Source organism: Streptomyces sp. CBMA123 (assembly GCF_014596465.1).
Lineage (GTDB): Bacteria > Actinomycetota > Actinomycetes > Streptomycetales > Streptomycetaceae > Kitasatospora.
Genome location: NZ_MECK01000093.1, coordinates 1 through 18,450, shown reverse-complemented (window position 1 = coordinate 18,450; position 18,450 = coordinate 1). Strand labels below are relative to the sequence as shown.

General features: G+C 72.2%; 12 protein-coding genes, 1 rRNA gene and 1 pseudogene. 11 read left to right on the top strand and 3 right to left on the bottom strand.

Features of this window, described 5'->3' with window-relative positions:
* Positions 1–7: 7 nt before the first annotated feature.
* Together rrf and BG452_RS13535 are read left to right on the top strand one after the other, a co-directional pair.
* Positions 8–124, top strand: a 5S ribosomal RNA gene (rrf, locus tag BG452_RS13540).
* Positions 125–185: 61 nt separating this feature from the next.
* Positions 186–1,031, top strand: coding sequence for a phosphatase PAP2 family protein (locus tag BG452_RS13535; RefSeq protein WP_188304520.1), 846 nt, complete (start codon positions 186–188; stop codon positions 1,029–1,031).
* Here the strand turns inward: BG452_RS13535 and BG452_RS13530 are convergent.
* Together BG452_RS13530 and BG452_RS13525 are read right to left on the bottom strand one after the other, a co-directional pair.
* Positions 1,024–1,587 (bottom strand): GPR1/FUN34/YaaH family transporter, encoded by a 564-nt coding sequence (locus BG452_RS13530; protein ID WP_188304519.1) that lies wholly within the window; start codon positions 1,585–1,587, stop codon positions 1,024–1,026. The two genes, BG452_RS13535 and BG452_RS13530, sit on opposite strands and share 8 nt — an antisense overlap.
* 267 nt (positions 1,588–1,854) lie before the next feature.
* Positions 1,855–4,416 carry a SpoIIE family protein phosphatase gene (locus BG452_RS13525; protein WP_188304518.1) on the bottom strand — a complete coding sequence of 854 codons (2,562 nt, stop codon included), beginning with the start codon at positions 4,414–4,416 and terminating at the stop codon, positions 1,855–1,857.
* Positions 4,417–5,002: 586 nt separating this feature from the next.
* Between BG452_RS13525 and BG452_RS13520 the strand changes: the two genes are divergently transcribed.
* From BG452_RS13520 to BG452_RS13480, 9 genes are all read left to right on the top strand, one after another.
* The gene (locus tag BG452_RS13520) at positions 5,003–9,520 is read left to right on the top strand and encodes a HAMP domain-containing protein (RefSeq protein ID WP_262986000.1); all 4,518 of its coding nucleotides are present in this window, start codon (positions 5,003–5,005) and stop codon (positions 9,518–9,520) included.
* Between the two features lie 284 nt (positions 9,521–9,804).
* The gene (locus tag BG452_RS13515) at positions 9,805–10,440 is read left to right on the top strand and encodes a response regulator (protein ID WP_188304516.1); all 636 of its coding nucleotides are present in this window, start codon (positions 9,805–9,807) and stop codon (positions 10,438–10,440) included.
* A 150-nt stretch (positions 10,441–10,590) separates the two neighbouring features.
* Positions 10,591–13,272 carry a DNA translocase FtsK gene (locus BG452_RS13510; protein ID WP_188304515.1) on the top strand — a complete coding sequence of 894 codons (2,682 nt, stop codon included), beginning with the start codon at positions 10,591–10,593 and terminating at the stop codon, positions 13,270–13,272.
* Positions 13,273–13,588: 316 nt separating this feature from the next.
* A complete protein-coding gene (locus BG452_RS13505) occupies positions 13,589–14,449 on the top strand; it encodes a helix-turn-helix domain-containing protein (protein ID WP_188304514.1) in 861 nt (286 codons plus the stop codon).
* Between the two features lie 97 nt (positions 14,450–14,546).
* Positions 14,547–16,052, top strand: coding sequence for a 30S ribosomal protein S12 methylthiotransferase RimO (gene rimO / locus BG452_RS13500; RefSeq protein ID WP_188304513.1), 1,506 nt, complete (start codon positions 14,547–14,549; stop codon positions 16,050–16,052).
* On the top strand, positions 16,049–16,687 hold the full coding sequence (gene pgsA, locus BG452_RS13495; RefSeq protein ID WP_188304512.1) for a CDP-diacylglycerol--glycerol-3-phosphate 3-phosphatidyltransferase: 639 nt from the start codon (positions 16,049–16,051) through the stop codon (positions 16,685–16,687). The genes rimO and pgsA overlap by 4 nt, the downstream gene beginning before the upstream one ends.
* 16 nt (positions 16,688–16,703) lie before the next feature.
* Positions 16,704–17,180 (top strand): CinA family protein, encoded by a 477-nt coding sequence (locus BG452_RS13490; protein WP_317621024.1) that lies wholly within the window; start codon positions 16,704–16,706, stop codon positions 17,178–17,180.
* Positions 17,181–17,495: 315 nt separating this feature from the next.
* A complete protein-coding gene (locus tag BG452_RS13485; RefSeq protein ID WP_030290911.1) occupies positions 17,496–17,864 on the top strand; it encodes a helix-turn-helix domain-containing protein in 369 nt (122 codons plus the stop codon).
* Between the two features lie 57 nt (positions 17,865–17,921).
* Complete coding sequence (locus BG452_RS13480) at positions 17,922–18,215, top strand: hypothetical protein (RefSeq protein ID WP_188304511.1); 294 nt, start codon at positions 17,922–17,924, stop codon at positions 18,213–18,215.
* A 65-nt stretch (positions 18,216–18,280) separates the two neighbouring features.
* Here the strand turns inward: BG452_RS13480 and BG452_RS48070 are convergent.
* A pseudogene (locus BG452_RS48070) lies at positions 18,281–18,450 on the bottom strand (DEAD/DEAH box helicase); the annotation flags it as partial.

The window sequence follows — 18,450 nt, the reverse complement described above, 5'->3', positions numbered from 1 at the left end:
ATAGTGTTTCGGTGGTCATAGCGTGAGGGAAACGCCCGGTTACATTCCGAACCCGGAAGCTAAGCCTCACAGCGCCGATGGTACTGCAGGGGGGACCCTGTGGGAGAGTAGGACGCCGCCGAACAATCATTCCAAAAAGACCCCCTCCCATTCGGGAGGGGGTCTTTTTGCGTTACCCTCTGCCAATGCAGAACCTGACCCTGACCTGGCAGTCCGCCGGGGGCGCCGCCGTCGTGCTCTACGGGGGCGCGTACGCCGCCGCGAGGGGCCGGAGGCCGGGGGTGTCGGCGCTGCTGCGGGAGGCCGGCACGCTGTTGGCGCTGTTCGCGCTCTGGCAGCTGGTGGGGCACCTGTCGGTGATGAGCGCCGACCACGCGCTGGACCGGGCGGGTTGGATCCACCGGACCGAGCGGGCGGTCGGGCTGCCGGACGAGGCGTCCTGGCAGGCGGCGGTCACGCCGTACCCGGTGCTGGTGAGGCTGGCGAACTACTACTACGCGGTCATGCACTTCGCGGTGATGCTCGGCGTGCTGCTCTGGGTCTTCCTGCGGCACCGGGAGCGCTACGCGTGGGTGCGCAACACGGTGGTGATCACCACCGCGGTCTGCCTGCTGGTGCAGTTCGTCCCGGTGGCGCCGCCGAGGATGCTGCCGCAGAGCGGGTTCGTCGACCTGGCCGCCGAGTACGGGCAGTCGGTGTACGGCGGTGCAGTCGGCGGGGTGGTGGTGGCCGACCAGTTGTCGGCGATGCCCTCGGTGCACGTCGCCTGGTGCGTGCTGGCGGCGGTCGCGGTGGTGCGGGTGTCGTCGAGCCCGTTCCGCTGGCTGGTGGTGCTGCATCCGGTGCTGACGGTTGCGGTGGTCGTGGTGACGGCCAACCACTTCTGGGCGGACGGCATCGTCGCCGTCGTGATCCTGCTGTTCGCCTACGCCGTCCTGGCGTCGGCGGCACGGCGGCGGGGCCGGGCCTCCGTCGAGACGGAGACCCGACCCCGCGTCGGTGCCGAGGACCGGCCGAAGCAGGTCACTTGACCGGCAGGGCGACCTTCCCCCAGGAGCCGTTGCTCAGGGCGGAGGTGGCCCAGTACCAGGCGGCGAGCCCGGCGACGGCGGCGATCCAGCCGGCGGCCTTGGCGAGGCCGCTGTAGCTGCCGAGGACCGCGATGGCGTTGAGCACGAGGGAGAGCGTGAACAGGCCGTAGACGGCGCGGCTGAACAGGCCCGCGCCCCAACTCGCCGCTGTGAGGCTGAGGGCGAGCAGCGCCCACAGCAACAGGAACAGACCTGCGGCGTTCTTGCTCGCGCCGCCCGCCACCGACCAGGTCGCCCAGAAGGCGCCGAGGCTGGTGAAGGCGGTCCCGGTGAAGCCCTCGCCGCCGCGGAGCTGCCAGAGGCCCGCGATGAAGAGGGTGAGGCCGCCGAGCAGGTGGGCGAGGTGGGCCGCGTCTCCGGCGCCCGTACCGTGCAGGATCCCGGTGGAGAGCAGACCGTAGGCGAGCAGTGTCAGGCCGAGGGCGAGGTAGCCGAGGTTACCCGCGTCGGCTCCGGTGGAGCGGGCGTTCGTTGCCCCGGTAGCGTCGTTGCTCACCGGAGGCTCCTTTCACTCTGGGCGCGCGCAGGGCGCAGTAACGCTGGGTGTCGTCTCGATGAGTGGATGCGCGCGACCGCGCCGAGGGCGCACGGCGAAGGGCGTGCGCGGGCAGCGGTCAGAAGTGAGGTCAGAAGTGGTGGGCCGGCGGAGAGCCGCTGGTCACGTCCTCGTCGGGGGATTCCCCGGCGAGATCGGTGTACCCGGCACGCCCTGCTTGTACCCTTGTGAAGATAACAATTTGTGACAGCGTCAGGTGTGGAGTGCTCACGGCTGACGCTGGGTCGGCACCCGCAGGGTCAGGATCGCCATGTCGTCGGACGGCGGCTCCGGGGCGAAGCGCTCGACCGCGCGCTGCACCCGCATCGCGACCGCTCCGGCGGTCAGGCCGGTGCAGCCGGTGAGCACCTCGGCGAGTCCGTCGTCGCCCAACATCCGTCGGCCCTCCCGGCGTTCGGTGACGCCGTCGGTGACGCAGAGCAGCACCTCGCCGGGGGCGAGCACCAGGTGCTCGGCGGTGAGTTCGAGGTCGTCCATGACGCCGAGCAGCGGCTGCGGGGTGGCGGCTTGGTCGACCTGGCCGTCGGTGCGCAGTCTCAGCGGCAGCGGGTGGCCGGCGCAGACCAGGGACAGCTCGGTGCTGCCGTCCGGGCGGGGCGTCAGTTCGCCGTAGAGCAGGGTGAGGAAGCGGCTGCGCGAACCCTCGTCCAGGATGGCCGCGTTGAGCCGGCGCAGCACCTGCGGGGCGTCCAGGCCCTCGCGGGCGAGCAGCCGCAGCGAGTGCCGGGCCAGGCCGGTGACGGAGGCGGCCTCCGGGCCGGTGCCGCAGACGTCGCCGATGGCGAAGCCGTAGGTGCCCTCGCGGATGGTGAACAGGTCGTAGAAGTCGCCGCCGACCTCGTTGCCCTCGCCGGCGGCCTGGTAGTAGACGTCCACCTCGACGCCCGGGATCTCGGGCAGGTCCGGCGGCAGCAGACTGCGCTGCAGGGCCTGGCTGGTGGCGGTGCGCTCGGAGTAGAGGCGGGAGTTGTCGAGGGCGAGGGCGGCCCGGCGGGAGAGGTCCTCGGCGAGTTCGAGGATCTCCTGGCGGAACCGCACCCCGGCCGGGACGCCGAGGACGAGCAGGCCGATCACCCGGTTGCGGGCGGTCAGCGGCAGGACGACGGTCTCGCCGAGCAGGCCGGCGAGTTCGGGGCTGTCGGTGAGGCCGCGGGACCCGGCGGTCTCGGCGGGCGCCGTCCAGAAGCGGACGCCGTGGGTGGGGCCGGCCTCGGGGGAGGGGGTCTTGTCGAGCAGGTCGCGCAGCGGGTCGATCCGGTCCTCGTCCTCGTGCAGCACGAAGGCGAGGCCGGTCGCCGAGCTGTGGTCGCCGTTGGTGTAGACGGCGCACCAGGAGGCGAGGGTGGGGACGGCCATCTGGGCCATCAGCGCGAGGGTCTGCTCGTGTTCGAGGGTGCCGGCCAGCAGGTCGGAGGCCTCGACGAGGAAGGAGAGCGAGCCGCGGCGCAGCCGTTCGAGCTCGGTCAGCCGGGTGCTCTCGACGGCCAGGGCGACCCGGTCGGCGGCGAACTGGAGGCGCAGCGCGTCCTCGTTGTCGTAGCGGCCGGGTGCGGCGGTGGCGATGCCGAGGGAGCCGATGAGGCGGCCCTCGACCTTGAGCGGGACGGTGACCAGGGAGCGCATGCCGCTGCCGGAGAGCAGGGGCAGCCCGGTGGGGCGGCCGGCGAGGTCCTCGTGGACGGAGGGCAGCCGGGCGGAGTCGTAGCGGTTGCCGGTCTCGACCGGGAAGCGGGTGTGCCGGCGGTGCCCGATGGTCAGGCCGGTGGCGGCGCGGACCTCGAACTCGGCCTCGTCGTCGGTGGTGAGCAGCAGGTAGGCGGCGTCGGCGTCGAGCAGGTCGCGGGCGCGTTCCACGGTGCGCTGGAGCAGGGTTTCGAGGTCGTCGGTGGCGATCGGGCCGGCCAGCAGGTCGAGCCGGGGCCCGGCCGGGTCGGGGCGCTCGCCGGGCAGCGCGCGGGCGGGGGAGCGCAGCACGGCGCGGTCGGGTTCGAGGACGAGCAGACAGAGGGTGGAGGGGACGCCCTCGGTGTCGCGCACGCGCACCTGGACGCCGTAGACCTCGACCTCCTCGCCGTCGGGCCGCCGTACGCCGTAGCCGCCCTCCCAGCGGGCCAGCCGGAGGGTGTCGGTGAGGCCGAGGCCGCGGCCGGAGGACTGCGGCCAGACCGCGAGGTCGGCCCAGGGGCGGCCGAGGACGGTGGCGGCGGGGTGTCGGAAGAGCGCCTCGGCGTCCGGGTTCCAGGCCAGCACGCGGCCGTCGTCGTCGAGTTGGACGACGGCGACGTGCACCGGCCCGGGGCTGCTGGGCAGGTCGCTGCCGGGGGTGGCGGGAACGGCGTAGCGGGTGCCGGTCACGTGTGCGGGCAGGGCGAGCCGGAACCAGACGGTCTTGCGGCCGGTCGCGTACTCGACGCCCCAGCGTTCGGCGAGGGCCGAGCACATCAGCAGGCCGCGGCCGCCCTCGCCGTCGGGGTCGGCGTAGCGGTCGGAGGCGGTGACGGGCCCGTCGCCGAGGGTGGGCAGGCCGCGCTCGGGGTGGTGGTCGGTGACCTCGATCCGGACGGTCTCCTCCTCGCGCAGGCAGCAGACCTCGGCGGCGGTGCCGGCGTGCACGACGGCGTTGGTGACCAGTTCACTGACCAGCACGACGGCGTCGTCGACGACCTCGGGCAGGCCCCAGCCGAGCAGCGCGTCCCGGACGAAACCCCGGGCGGCGGCCGCGGACCGGCCGTCGGGGTCGAAGGTGGCGGCTGCGCGCGCGGTGACCACGTTGCCACTTCTCCTCTGCTGCTCTGGCGCTGGCTGTCCGGGGCTCGGCGCCGACCTCCCCGTGCGCGCCGTCGCGCGGGCGGCGGCGCTGGGTCGGGTCGTGGCCCGGTGCAGCGCTCCACCCTACTTTCCGCTTGGTTCCCCGTGGGGGCGGGGCCGTGAAACAGGCACCAGAGGGTGATTCTGCCCACCTGTTTCGGACGGTGCGGGGACAACCGAGCGCAACCGGCCGTATACCCGACGCCGGTGCTGCCAGACTGGGGGGTCCGCGACGGCCGGTGGGAGCAGTACGGTCGTGTGGGTGCCGGTGGGCCGTGGGGGTCGGCCGGTGCGCAGCCCAGCCGGGTCGGTGCCCGGTCCGCGCCGTACCGGCGAGGCGGTCACCGGACAGTACACACGATGTGGGAGGGGCCCGTTGAGTTCGGCCACCAAGGACGCAACCAAGGACGCAACCGGTACGACGCCGCCCGCTCCGCGCGGGGGGCGGTCCGGGACCGCGCCGCGGATCGCGGCCGGCCGTCGAGCGGCCCACAACCGAGGTGCGGAGCCGGCCGAGCTGCGCAAGGTGCTGGCCGCGCTGACGGCGATGCGGGACGGCAACTTCCGCCGCCGGCTGACGGTGCCGGGCGACGGGCCGCTGGCGGAGATCGCCGCGGTGTTCAACGAGGTCGCCGAGCGCAACCAGCACCTGACCGGTGAACTGGCCCGGGTGCGGCGGGCGGTGGGCCGCGAGGGCCGGCTGAACGAGCGGCTGGAGACCGGCGCGAGCGAGGGCGCCTGGATGGCGGCCGTCGACAACTGCAACGCGCTGATCGACGACCTGGCCCGCCCGATGTCCGAGGTGGGCCGGGTGCTGACGTCGATCGCCGAGGGCGACCTGGACCAGAAGATGGAGCTGCGCTCGCTGCACAGCAACGGGGTGAGCCACCCGCTGCGCGGCGAGTACCTGAAGATCGGCCGGACCGTCAACGGACTGGTGGACCAGCTCTCGGAGTTCACCGACGAGGTGACCCGGGTGGCCCGCGAGGTGGGCACCGAGGGCAAGCTCGGCGGCCAGGCCAAGGTCCGCAGCGTGTCCGGCAGTTGGAAGGACCTGGCGGACTCCGTCAACACCATGGCGGGCCGGCTCACCGCCCAGGTGCGCAACATCGCCCAGGTGACCACGGCGGTGGCCAAGGGCGACCTGTCCCGCAAGGTGACCGTCGACGTGGCCGGCGAGATGCTGGAGCTGAAGAACACCGTCAACACGATGGTGGACCAGTTGAACGGCTTCGCCGCCCAGGTCACCACGGTGGCCAGGGACGTCGGCACCGAGGGCCGGCTGGGTGGTCAGGCGCAGGTGCCGGGCGTGGCCGGGGTGTGGCGCGAGCTGACCGACTCGGTGAACTTCATGGCCGACAACCTGACCGGTCAGGTCCGCAACATCGCCCAGGTGACCACGGCGGTGGCGCGCGGGGACCTCTCGCAGAAGATCGAGGTGGACGCCCGCGGCGAGATGCTGGAGCTGAAGAACACCATCAACACGATGGTGGACCAGCTCTCCGGCTTCGCGGAACAGGTGACCCGGGTGGCCCGCCAGGTGGGCACCGAGGGGCGGCTCGGCGGGCAGGCCCAGGTGCCCTGGGCGGCCGGGGTGTGGCGGGACCTGACCGACAACGTCAACTTCATGGCGAACAACCTCACCGACCAGGTGCGCAACATCGCCCAGGTGACGACCGCGGTGGCCAAGGGCGACCTGTCGCAGAAGATCCAGGTGGACGCCCGCGGGGAGATCCTGGAGCTGAAGAACACCATCAACACGATGGTCGACCAGCTCTCCGCCTTCGCGGACGAGGTGACCCGGGTCGCCCGGGACGTCGGCACCGAGGGCATCCTCGGCGGCCAGGCGAGCGTGCCGGGGGTGTCCGGGACGTGGAAGGACCTGACCAACAGCGTCAACCTGATGGCCAACAACCTGACCAACCAGGTCCGCAACATCGCCGAGGTGACCACCGCGGTGGCGCGCGGCGACGTGTCGAAGAAGATCACCGTCGACGCCCGGGGCGAGATCCTGGAGCTGGTGACCACCGTCAACACCATGGTCGACCAGCTGTCGGCCTTCGCCGACGAGGTGACCAGGGTGGCCCGCGAGGTGGGCACCGAGGGCATCCTGGGCGGGCAGGCGCGGGTGCGCGGGGTGTCGGGGATCTGGAAGGACCTGACCGACAACGTCAACTTCATGGCGTCGAACCTGACCGGACAGGTGCGCAACATCGCCGAGGTCGCCTCCGCGGTGGCCCGCGGCGACCTCTCCAAGAAGATCACCATCGACGCCCAGGGCGAGATCGCGACGCTCGCCGGGACGCTGAACACCATGGTCGACCAGCTGTCCGCGTTCGCGGTGGAGGTCACCCGGGTCGCCCGCGAGGTCGGCACCGACGGCACCCTGGGCGGCCAGGCGAGCGTGCCCGGGGTGGCCGGCATCTGGAAGGACCTGACCGACAACGTCAACCAGATGGCCAACAACCTCACCGGCCAGGTCCGCAACATCGCGCTGGTGATCACGGCGGTCGCCCGCGGCGATCTCTCGCAGAAGATCGACGTCGACGCGCGCGGTGAGATCCTCCAGCTCAAGACCAACATCAACACCATGGTCGACCAGCTCTCGGCCTTCGCCGACGAGGTCACCCGGGTCGCCCGCGAGGTGGGCACCGACGGGCGGCTCGGCGGCCAGGCCCGGGTGCCGGGGGTGGACGGCACCTGGCAGGACCTCACCGAGTCGGTGAACGAGCTGGCCAACAACCTGACCCGGCAGGTGCGCGCGATCGCCCAGGTCGCCACCGCGGTGACCAGGGGCGACCTGAGCCTGCGGATCGACGTGGACGCCGCCGGCGAGCTCGACGAGCTCAAGGACAACATCAACCAGATGATCGCCAACCTGCGCGAGACCACCCGCACCAACCAGGAGCAGGACTGGCTCAAGACCAACCTGGCCCGGATCTCCGGCCTGCTGCAGGGCCGCCGGGACCTGGAGGCCGTCGCCTCGCTGATCATGACCGAGCTGACCCCGGTGGTCTCCGCCCAGCACGGCGCCTTCTTCCTGGCCCAGCCGGCCGGCCGGACCGCCGAACTGATCACCGAGGACGACGACGAGAACGACACCGTGCTGCGGCTGATCGGCAGCTACGGCTACCAGCGGCGGGCGATGCCGACCACCTTCCGGCCGGGCGAGTCGCTGATCGGCCAGGCCGCGGTGGAGAAGCGGGCGATCATGGTCAAGGAGGCGCCGCCCGGGTACCTCAAGATCGCCTCCGGCCTCGGCGAGGCCTCGCCGGCCCACATCGTGGTGCTGCCGGTGCAGTTCGAGGGCCGGCTGCTGGGCGTGATCGAGCTGGCCACGTTCAGCTCCTTCACCACCGTCGCCCTGGACTTCCTCAACCAGATCGCCGACCTGATCGGCGTCACCGTCAACACCATCAGCGTCAACACCAAGACCGAGGGCCTGCTGCTGGAGTCCCAGCGACTCACCGCCGAACTCTCCATGCGGTCCGCTGAGTTGGAGGCGCGCCAGGAGGAACTGGAGCGCACCAACGAGGAGTTGCAGGAGAAGGCCGAGCAACTCGCCCAGCAGAACCGCGACATCGAGATCAAGAACAGCGAGATCGAGGAGGCCCGGCAGGTCCTGGAGGAGCGCGCCGAACAGCTCGCCCTGGCCTCCCGGTACAAGAGCGAGTTCCTCGCCAACATGTCGCACGAGCTGCGCACCCCGCTCAACTCGCTGCTGATCCTGGCCAAGCTGCTCTCCGACAACAATGAGGGCAACCTCTCGCCCAAGCAGGTCGAGTTCGCCGACACCATCCACGGCGCCGGCTCCGACCTGCTGCAGCTGATCAACGACATCCTCGACCTGTCCAAGGTCGAGGCCGGCAAGATGGACGTCCGCCCGGCCCGGATCGCCCTGGTCCAGCTGGTCGACTACGTCGAGGCCACCTTCCAGCCGGTCGCCCTCGACAAGAACCTGGACTTCGCGGTGCGGGTCTCGCCCACCCTGCCGGTCACCCTGCACACCGACGAGCAGCGGCTCCAGCAGGTGCTGCGCAACCTGATCTCCAACGCGGTCAAGTTCACCGACACCGGCGGCGTCGACTTCTCGATCAGCGCGGCCGGCCGGGACGTCCCCCAGCACGTGCGCGAGCGGCTGCTGGAGTTCGGCTCGATCCAGGGCCCGGACGACGAGCTGATCGCCTTCTCCGTCTCCGACACCGGCATCGGCATCCCCGGCAACAAGCTGCGGGAGATCTTCGAGGCGTTCAAGCAGGCCGACGGCACCATCAGCCGCAAGTACGCCGGCACCGGCCTCGGGCTGTCGATCAGCCGCGAGATCGCCCGGCTGCTCGGCGGCGAGATCCACGCCGAGAGCGAGCTGGGCAAGGGCTCGACCTTCACGCTCTACCTGCCGCTGCGCACCGACGCCGCGGACACCGCCGAGCGCCCGGCCGAGCGCCCGGGCACCGCCACCCCGCCCGCGCTGCGCGCCTCGGTCGGGGTGACCCCGGTGGGCCTGCCGGTGCCGGTCGGCGAGAGCCCGGCCGACCACTGGGCCCAGGAGGTCCGGGAGATGGCCGAGGAGCGCCGTCGGGGCGCGGTGGAGCGGCGGCGCAACGCCGCCCTGGAGAGCGCCGCCGCGCCGCGCGCGGTGGAGCCCGCCCAGCAGCTCCGGCCGGCCCGCGGCGACATCCGCTTCGACGGCCAGCAGGTGCTGATCGTGGACGACGACGTGCGCAACGTGTTCGCCCTGACCAGCGTGCTGGAGCAGCACGGGCTGACCGTCCTGTACGCGGAGAACGGCCGCGAGGGCATCGAGATGCTGGAGCAGCACGAGAACGTGGCGCTGGTCCTGATGGACATCATGATGCCGGAGATGGACGGCTACGCGACCACCGAGGCGATCCGCCGGATGCCCCAGTTCGCCGGCCTGCCGATCATCGCGCTGACCGCCAAGGCGATGAAGGGCGACCGAGAGAAGTCCCTGGAGGCGGGCGCCACCGACCACATCACCAAGCCGGTGGAGACCGACCACCTGCTGTCGGTGATGTCCGAGTGGCTGAGCGGCGACCACACGTGACCGGCCGGTGCGGCGTGAACCCCGCGGTTCACGCCCGCCGGTCGGCCGGTTTGCTGGCGGTCGGGCCCGGGAACCCGGTAGGGTCACCGATCGTTGCGAACAGTGACCGGACGGCGACACGCTGCTGAGCGTGCGCCGGAGCACTGGCTGCGCGCCGTTCCGGATCGGTCACGACGGAGCGATGTGCCGGGCGAGGGGGTGCGGCTAGCATGACCGGGGTAGCGGTGGGCAGTACGCGAGTGCCCACACCGGGCGGCAGGCAGGCGACAGGAGGGCGAGCCCCGATGCAGAAGGCCAAGATCCTCCTGGTCGACGACCGGCCGGAGAACCTCCTGGCGCTGGAGGCGATCCTCTCCGCCCTGGACCAGACGCTGGTGCGCGCCGCCTCCGGCGAGGAGGCGCTCAAGGCGCTGCTGACCGACGACTTCGCGGTGATCCTGCTGGACGTCCAGATGCCCGGGATGGACGGCTTCGAGACCGCCGCCCACATCAAGCGCCGCGAGCGCACCCGGGACATCCCGATCATCTTCCTGACCGCGATCAACCACGGCCCGCACCACACCTTCCGCGGCTACGCGGCCGGCGCGGTGGACTACATCTCCAAGCCCTTCGACCCGTGGGTGCTGCGCGCCAAGGTCTCGGTCTTCGTCGACCTGTACGTCAAGAACTGCCAGTTGAAGGAGCAGGCCGCGCTGCTGCGGCTGCAGCTGGAGGAGGGCGGCGGCGAGTCGGCCCTCGGCGGGGCGCTGCTCGGGGAGCTGTCCGCGCGGCTGGCGGCGGTCGAGGAGCAGGCGGAGGCGCTGGGCAAGCAACTGGACGGGGCCGAGGACGCCGGGGTGGCCGCCACCGCGGCGCACCTGGAGCGCAAGCTCGCCGGACTGCGCCGGGCGCTGGACGCGATGCGCCCCGGCAGCGCGTAGTCCGGCCGCCGTATCGTTCACCCGTCCGGGTGGTCCCGCTGCTGCGGCCGGGTGAAAGGCGGTCAGCGTGACGGTGTGTCTGCGACACGGCCGGGCGCCCCGGCTCGGGCGCATGTGCACTGGTCGCCCACCCCGGTAGGCTGCTGACCCATGGCCACTCGTACGCCCGGAAACGCCGCACGCAAACCGAGTCCGGGACCGTCCAAGAAGGCCGCGGCCAAGGCCCCGGGCAAGCCGCCCGCCAAGAAGGCGGCCGCCCGCCGGGCCCCCGCGAAGAAGACGGCGGCCAAGTCCGCCCCGCCGCCCCCGCCGCGCCGCTCGGTGCTGATGGGCGCGCTCAACGCGATCGCCAGCCCGATCGCCGCGATCTTCCGCGGCTTCGGCGACGGCGCCAAGAACCTCCACCCGGCCCACCGCAAGGACGGGCTGGGCCTGCTGCTGTTCGGGCTCGCGCTGGTCGTCGCCGCCGGCACCTGGTTCAGCTCGGAGGGCTGGCTGAACGGGGCGGCCACCGCCGTGGTGTCCGGACTGTTCGGACGGCTCGATGTGCTGGTGCCGTTCCTGCTGGCCGGGATCGCGATCCGGCTCTGGCGCCACCCGGAGCTGCCGGAGGCCAACGGCCGGATCGTGATCGGGCTGAGCACCCTGCTGATCGGCATCCTCGGCCTGGTCCACATCGGCTGCGGCGCGCCCACCATGGGCAGCGGAGCCTCCCGGATAAGGGCGGCCGGCGGGATCATCGGCTGGGCCGCGTCGACCCCGATGATGGCCGCGGCCGGCGCGGTGCTGGCTGTGCCGCTGCTCCTGCTGCTGGCCTTCTTCGGCCTGCTGGTGGTCACCGCCACCCCGGTCAACCGGATCGGCGAGCGGGTGCGCGGGCTGGGCATACGGCTCGGTGTGATCGAGCCCGGGCCCGAGGACGAGCCGCGCTGGGGGCGTACGCCGGAGCACGAGCCGTCCACCGATCCGCCGGAGGACGCCGACCCCGACGCGTTGCCCTACACCGTGGAAACCGACGGTGAGGACCCGGGTGACGAGGTGGCCGCCCGCCGGCGCCGTCGCCGGCGCAAGCCGGTCGTCGAGGACGACGAGGAGCAGTCGGAGGCCGTCCGGGTCTCGCTCGACAAGGAGCCGCTGGACCCGTACGCCACCCGAGACCTCGCCGCCGGCGCGGCCGCCGACCTGGACGGCGCGCTGGTCTACGGCGTCCCCGCCTCCTCGGCGGTGGCGGACATGATGCACCAGGTCAAGGACCTCACGGCGGCGCCCGAGGAGCCCGCCGTCCCGGCCGCCCGCAGCGGCGGGCCGGGCGCGCCCGCGGAGCACGGCCCGGCGCCGGTGCGGATGGAGCAGCTCCAGCTCGGTGAGGGCGTCACCTACGCGCTGCCCTCGCTCGACCTGCTGGAGCGCGGCGGCCCGGCCAAGGCCCGCAGCGCCCTCAACGACGAGGTGGTGGCCCAGCTCACCAGCACCTTCGCCGAGTTCAAGGTCGACGCGAAGGTCACCGGCTTCACCCGCGGCCCGACGGTCACCCGCTACGAGGTCGAGCTCGGCCCGGCCGTCAAGGTGGAGCGGATCACCGCGCTCGCCAAGAACATCGCGTACGCGGTGGCCAGCCCGGACGTGCGGATCATCAGCCCGATCCCGGGCAAGTCCGCGGTCGGCATCGAGATCCCCAACCGGGACCGCGAGATGGTCAACCTCGGCGACCTGCTGCGCTCGCGCACGGCCGCCGAGGACACCCACCCGATGGTCGTCGGCATGGGCAAGGACGTCGAGGGCCACACCGTGATGGCCAACCTCGCCAAGATGCCGCACATCCTGGTCGCCGGTGCGACCGGCGCGGGCAAGTCGTCCTGCATCAACTGCCTGATCACCTCGATCCTCGCCCGGGCCACCCCGGACGAGGTGCGGATGGTGCTGGTCGACCCCAAGCGGGTCGAGCTGACCGCGTACGAGGGCATCCCGCACCTGATCACGCCGATCATCACCAACCCCAAGAAGGCCGCCGAGGCCCTCCAGTGGGTGGTGCGCGAGATGGACCTGCGCTACGACGACCTCGCGGCGTTCGGCTTCCGGCACGTGGACGACTTCAACGCGGCGGTGAAGGCCGGCAAGGTCACCCCGCCGCTGGGCAGCGAGCGGGAGCTGCGCCCGTACCCGTACCTGCTGGTGATCGTCGACGAGCTGGCCGACCTGATGATGGTCGCGCCGCGCGACGTCGAGGACTCGGTCGTCCGGATCACCCAGCTCGCCCGGGCGGCCGGCATCCACCTGGTGCTCGCCACCCAGCGGCCCTCGGTGGACGTGGTCACCGGCCTGATCAAGGCCAACGTGCCGTCCCGGCTGGCCTTCGCGACCTCCGCGATGGCCGACTCCCGGGTCATCCTGGACCAGCCCGGCGCGGAGAAGCTGATCGGCAAGGGTGACGCGCTGTTCCTGCCGATGGGTGCGAGCAAGCCGGTCCGCATGCAGGGCGCGTTCGTCACCGAGGCGGAGATCGCCCGGGTGGTGCAGCACTGCAAGGACCAGCTGAGCGCCGTCTACCGGGACGACGTGACGGTCGGGGGCGGGCCGAAGAAGGAGATCGACGAGGAGATCGGCGACGACCTGGACCTGCTGATCCAGGCGGCCGAGCTGGTGGTCTCCACCCAGTTCGGCTCGACCTCGATGCTCCAGCGCAAGCTCCGGGTCGGCTTCGCCAAGGCGGGCCGGCTGATGGACCTGATGGAGTCGCGCGGGATCGTCGGCCCCAGCGAGGGCTCCAAGGCCCGCGACGTGCTGGTGAAGCCGGACGAGCTGGACGGGGTGCTGATCACCCTGCGGGGCTGAGGCCGGCCCTGCAGGGGCCGGGGACGACCCCGCACGGCTGACGGGCCGTCCCCGCCGCGGGTGTTCACTCGTTCGGAGGAGGGTAGGCGCGGAGTGGGGAACCGAATGCCCGTACGCCGCGTCACAGGCCGGAAAGCGCACTCGGCCCGGGGGGACGTCGCGGCCTCGCACCTCCCCGCTGACCACCGGTCAGCCGGGGGGCGGCCCCCGGCCGGGGCGGGCACGCGCATTCGGGCCCGTTCCGCTTGAGAAACGATCCGCCCACGCCCCTAGACTGTTCTCCAGCAGGTGGCCATCCGCTCGAAAGGCGTGCCCCGTGACCATCGGCAAGTCCTCCGACCGCGATAACGCCCCGTCGTCCGTCGAGCCGACCGACGACCCGGTGCAGGCGGCCGATGCCCCGAGCATCGGCCGGGTGCTGTCCGCCGCCCGGATCGAAGCGGGACTCACGGTGGACCAGGTGAGTACCGCCACCCGAGTGCGGGTGCCGATCGTCCATGCCATCGAGGAGGACGACTTCGACCGCTGCGGCGGCGACTTCTACGCCCGCGGGCACCTCCGCGCGATCGCCCACGCCGTCGGCGCGGACGGCGAGGCGCTGGTGGCCCGCTACGACGCCGCCCACGGCGGCTCGCCGGCCTCCAAACGCCCCGCCACCCAGCTGATCGACAGTGGCCCGATCAAGGTGCCCGGCCGCAGCCGGCCGAACTGGGCGGCGGCCATGGTCGCCGCGATCGTCGCGGTGGTCGTGCTGATCGGCTTCAACCTGGTGAGCGGCAAGAGCGGCCACGGCACCACCGGCTCCGCCAGCGCGCCGCTGCCCAGCGGCTCCGGCACCGGCTCGGTCGCCGCGGCCACACCGACCGTCCAGCCGCCGGCGCCCGCGCCGAGCGCCGCGGCGATCGCCGCCGTCCCGGCCGACAAGGTCACCGTGAAGCTGGTCGCCGAGGGCACCAGCTGGGTCTCGGCGATGGACGGCAGCGGCAAGTCGCTGTTCCAGAACAACATCAGCAACGGCCAGGACCAGACCTTCACCGACCCCAAGCAGATCAAGCTGGTGCTCGGCAACGGCGGGGCCGTGCACGCGTACGTCAACGGCAAGGACCTCGGCGTCCTCGGCAAGGACGGCCAGGTGGTGCACGTCACGTACACCCCCGGAGACCCCCAGGCGGGCTGACCACACGGCCCCTCGCGGGCCGTCGATGATCAGCTGATCCGTGGCACACGGCCTCCGGGGCGAACGGCACCGGAGGCCGCGCGTTAATCTTGGGCCTATGCCTGAACGCCGCACTGTCGCCCTTGTCACGCTCGGATGCGCCCGCAACGAGGTGGACTCCGAGGAACTCGCCGGGCGACTGGAAGCCGACGGCTGGTTGCTCGTCGACGATGCCGCCGAGGCCGATGTCGCCGTCGTCAACACCTGCGGCTTCGTCGAGGCCGCCAAGAAGGACTCCGTCGACGCCCTGCTGGAGGCCAACGACCTCAAGGGGCACGGCCGCACCCAGGCCGTCGTCGCGGTCGGCTGCATGGCCGAGCGGTACGGCAAGGAGCTCGCCGACGCGCTGCCCGAGGCCGACGGGGTGCTCGGCTTCGACGACTACTCGGACATTTCCGACCGCCTGCAGACCATCCTCTCCGGCGGCCACCACGCCCCGCACATCCCGCGGGACCGCCGCAAGCTGCTGCCGATCAGCCCGGCCGAGCGGCAGTCCGCCGCCGAGTCGGTCGCGCTGCCCGGCCACGGCGCCGAGGCCGCCGCCGAACCGATCGACGACCTGCCCGCGGGCCTCGCCCCGGCCTCCGGCCCGCGCACCCTGCGCAAGCGGCTGGACAACAGCCCCGTCGCCTCGGTCAAGCTCGCCTCCGGCTGCGACCGGCGCTGCTCGTTCTGCGCCATCCCGGCCTTCCGCGGCTCCTTCATCTCCCGCCGCCCCTCCGACGTGCTCAACGAGGCCCAGTGGCTGGCCGGCGAGGGTGTCCGCGAGATCGTCCTGGTCAGCGAGAACAACACCTCGTACGGCAAGGACCTCGGGGACATCCGGCTGCTGGAGACGCTGCTCGGCGAGATCTCCGCGATCGAGGGCGTCGAGCGGGTGCGGGTCTCCTACCTGCAGCCGGCCGAGATGCGCCCCGGTCTGATCGACGCGATGACCGGGACCGCCGACGTGGTGCCCTACTTCGACCTGTCCTTCCAGCACTCGGCGCCCGCCGTACTGCGCCGGATGCGCCGCTTCGGCTCCACCGACCAGTTCCTGCAGCTGCTGGGGACCATCCGGGACAAGGCCCCGCAGGCCGGCGCCCGGTCCAACTTCATCGTCGGCTTCCCCGGTGAGACCGAGGAGGACTTCGCCGAGCTGGAGCGCTTCGTCACGAACGCCGGGCTGGACGCGATCGGCGTCTTCGGCTACTCCGACGAGGACGGCACCGAGGCGGCCACCTACGACGGCAAGCTGCCCGAGGACGTCGTCGCCGACCGGCTGGACCGGCTGAGCCGGCTCGCCGAGGAGATGACCGCCCAGCGCGCCGAGCAGCGGATCGGCACCGTGGTCGAGGTGCTGATCGAGTCGATCGAGGACGGCGTGGTCGAGGGCCGCTCCGCCCACCAGGCCCCGGAGACCGACGGCCTGACCACCCTGCACGGCGTCGAGGACCCGGAGGTCGGGCAGTTCTGGCGGGCCACCGTGGTGGCCAGCGAGGGCGTCGACCTGATCGCCGAGGCGCTGGAGCAGGTGCGAGCGCCCAGGACCGCGGGGGCCGAGGCTCCGGGAGCCGGGGAATGACCAAGGGGCCCGGCGCCCCGGCCGCGGCCCACCCGGGCAGACCGGCGGCCGCGCTGCCGCCGGTGCCGGGCATCTGGAACATCGCCAACGTGCTCACCATGGTCCGGGTGCTGCTGGTGCCGGTCTTCGTGGCACTGCTGTTCGCCGACGACGGGCACAACCCCAAGTGGCGTGCCGTGGCCTGGGCCGCGTTCGCGATCGCGATGATCACCGACCTGTTCGACGGTGAGCTCGCCCGCCGCAAGGGCCTGGTCACCGACTTCGGGAAGATCGCCGACCCGATCGCCGACAAGGCGATCATGGGCTCGGCGCTGATCGGGCTCTCGGTGCTCGGCGACCTGCCCTGGTGGGTCACCGTGGTGATCCTCGCCCGCGAACTCGGCATCACCCTGATGCGCTTCTGGGTGATCCGCTACGGCGTCATCCCGGCCAGCCGGGGCGGCAAGCTCAAGACGCTGACCCAGGGCACCGCGGTCGGCATGTACGTGCTGCCGCTGACCGGCTGGCTGGCCACCGGACGGGCCGTCCTGATGGCCCTGGCGGTGCTGCTGACCGTCGCCACCGCGCTGGACTACATCGGACAGGCGCTGCGACTGCGCCGCGAGGGCACGGCCGCGGAGCGCGCGGACCGGTAGGGAACGGGGGATCTCGGTGACGGACTACCAGCTGGCCGAACAGGTGCACACCGCGCTGCGGGCCGAGGGCGGCACGCTGGCCGTCGCCGAGTCGCTGACCGGCGGGCTGCTGGCCGCCGCACTGGTGGACGTCCCCGGGGCGTCCGCGACCTTCCGCGGCTCGGTCACCGCGTACGCCACCGAGCTGAAGGCCTCGGTGCTCGGTGTGGACGAGGGTCTGTTGGACGTGTACGGTCCGGTCCACCCGGTGGTGGCCCGGCAGATGGCCGAGGGCGTGCGCGGGCTGCTGGGCGCGACGTACGGGCTCGCGACGACCGGGGTGGCCGGTCCGGAGCCGCAGGACGGGCAGCCGGTGGGCACCGTACACCTGGCGGTCGCGGGGCCGGGGGGAACTCTGGTCAGTTCTCCCCTGCTGTCGGGCACGCGTGCCACAATCCGTCACGAAGCGGTGACCGCCGCACTGGAGCTGATCGTCGGCCGGCTCGCTCGATAGGGGCCCGCTGACGGATCTCCACCGAACCGAGATCTGCCGCACTGGTACGCGGGTATGGCACAGCTGGAGGATCGTGTTACATCCAACGGCCTGGTTGGGCAGAAACCAGGTGGCGAACGAGTTGCGTGACGGTGGCCGGGTGGGCCACGTCGGGTACCACGAGGGGCCCGCAAACCCGGGTGCGACACCGGAACGAGGAGGGGGACGGCCTTGCAGCCCAGAGTGAACACGACCAGGGTCCCCGCACGCGATGCGGGCAAGGCGGTACGGTGGGGGCGTGACATCTCGATCCGCAGTCCGAGGAGGGAGGCACCGATGATCCTGCTCCGTCGCCTACTGGGCGATGTACTGCGTCGGCAGCGCCAGCGCCAGGGCCGCACACTCCGCGAGGTGTCGGCGGCCGCCAGGGTTTCGCTCGGATACCTCTCCGAGGTCGAGCGGGGACAGAAGGAGGCCTCCTCGGAGCTGCTCTCCGCCATCTGCGACGCACTCGACGTCCGGATGTCCGAGGTCATGCGCGAGGTCAGCGACGAACTGTCGCTCGCCGAACTTGCGGCGATGGCCACCCTCTCCGAAGGTGATCTGCTGAGGCCGGTACTCGAACCGGTTCCGCTGCCCGCCCCCGGCGCCGACCGGGCGAACATGTCGCCCAAGGCCGCCGCGATGGACGTGGTCGCCGCCTGAACCCGGCCTCGACACCCGGGCTCCTCCGATGCCCGGGGCGAGCGAAGGAGGGCGGTCGTGGGAAGAGTCGCGACGGTGCGCACGGTGGCCCGAATACGGCTGCGGGTGCGGAGGCCGGTGTCCTGGTCGGTCCGTTGGGTCCTGCCGGTCCTCGTGGCCGGGCTCGCCTGCTGGCTGGTCGCCGTCCGGGGACAGCTGGCCGACGGCGCGCTACTCGGACTGCTGGCGGCCGGCGGCTGGGGACTCGGTCTCATACCGGTCCACGCCGACCGGAACGCCACCGGACCGGTACGGCGCCGACGCGAGGAGACCGTGGCCCGGGCGGAGGTACCACCGCCGCCGATCGGGTGAATCGACGTGGCCGGAGGCCGCGGGGTCGTTGACTCCGCGGCCTCCGTGCTCTTCGTACGGCCTCCCTACGGCCTCAGCCGCAGGCCGCGGGGCGTGGCGTGGAAGCCCGCCTCCTCCAGGGCACGGCCCAGCTCGGAGCCGAGCGCGGGCTCGCCGTTGGCCCGCTCGACCGTGACGCTGCCGAGCGCGCCCGCGCGGACCGCCCCCGCGAGCGCCCCGGCGGCCAGCGCCAGGG

Excerpts from the sequence above, each read along its gene's own strand:
- BG452_RS13520 (WP_262986000.1), top strand. The coding sequence starts at position 5,003 with ATGCGGGACGGCAACTTCCGCCGCCGGCTGACGGTGCCGGGCGACGGG.
- pgsA (WP_188304512.1), top strand. The coding sequence starts at position 16,049 with ATGACCAAGGGGCCCGGCGCCCCGGCCGCGGCCCACCCGGGCAGACCG.
- rimO (WP_188304513.1), top strand. The coding sequence starts at position 14,547 with ATGCCTGAACGCCGCACTGTCGCCCTTGTCACGCTCGGATGCGCCCGC.
- BG452_RS13515 (WP_188304516.1), top strand. The coding sequence starts at position 9,805 with ATGCAGAAGGCCAAGATCCTCCTGGTCGACGACCGGCCGGAGAACCTC.
- BG452_RS13535 (WP_188304520.1), top strand. The coding sequence starts at position 186 with ATGCAGAACCTGACCCTGACCTGGCAGTCCGCCGGGGGCGCCGCCGTC.
- BG452_RS13510 (WP_188304515.1), top strand. The coding sequence starts at position 10,591 with ATGGCCACTCGTACGCCCGGAAACGCCGCACGCAAACCGAGTCCGGGA.
- BG452_RS13485 (WP_030290911.1), top strand. The coding sequence starts at position 17,496 with ATGATCCTGCTCCGTCGCCTACTGGGCGATGTACTGCGTCGGCAGCGC.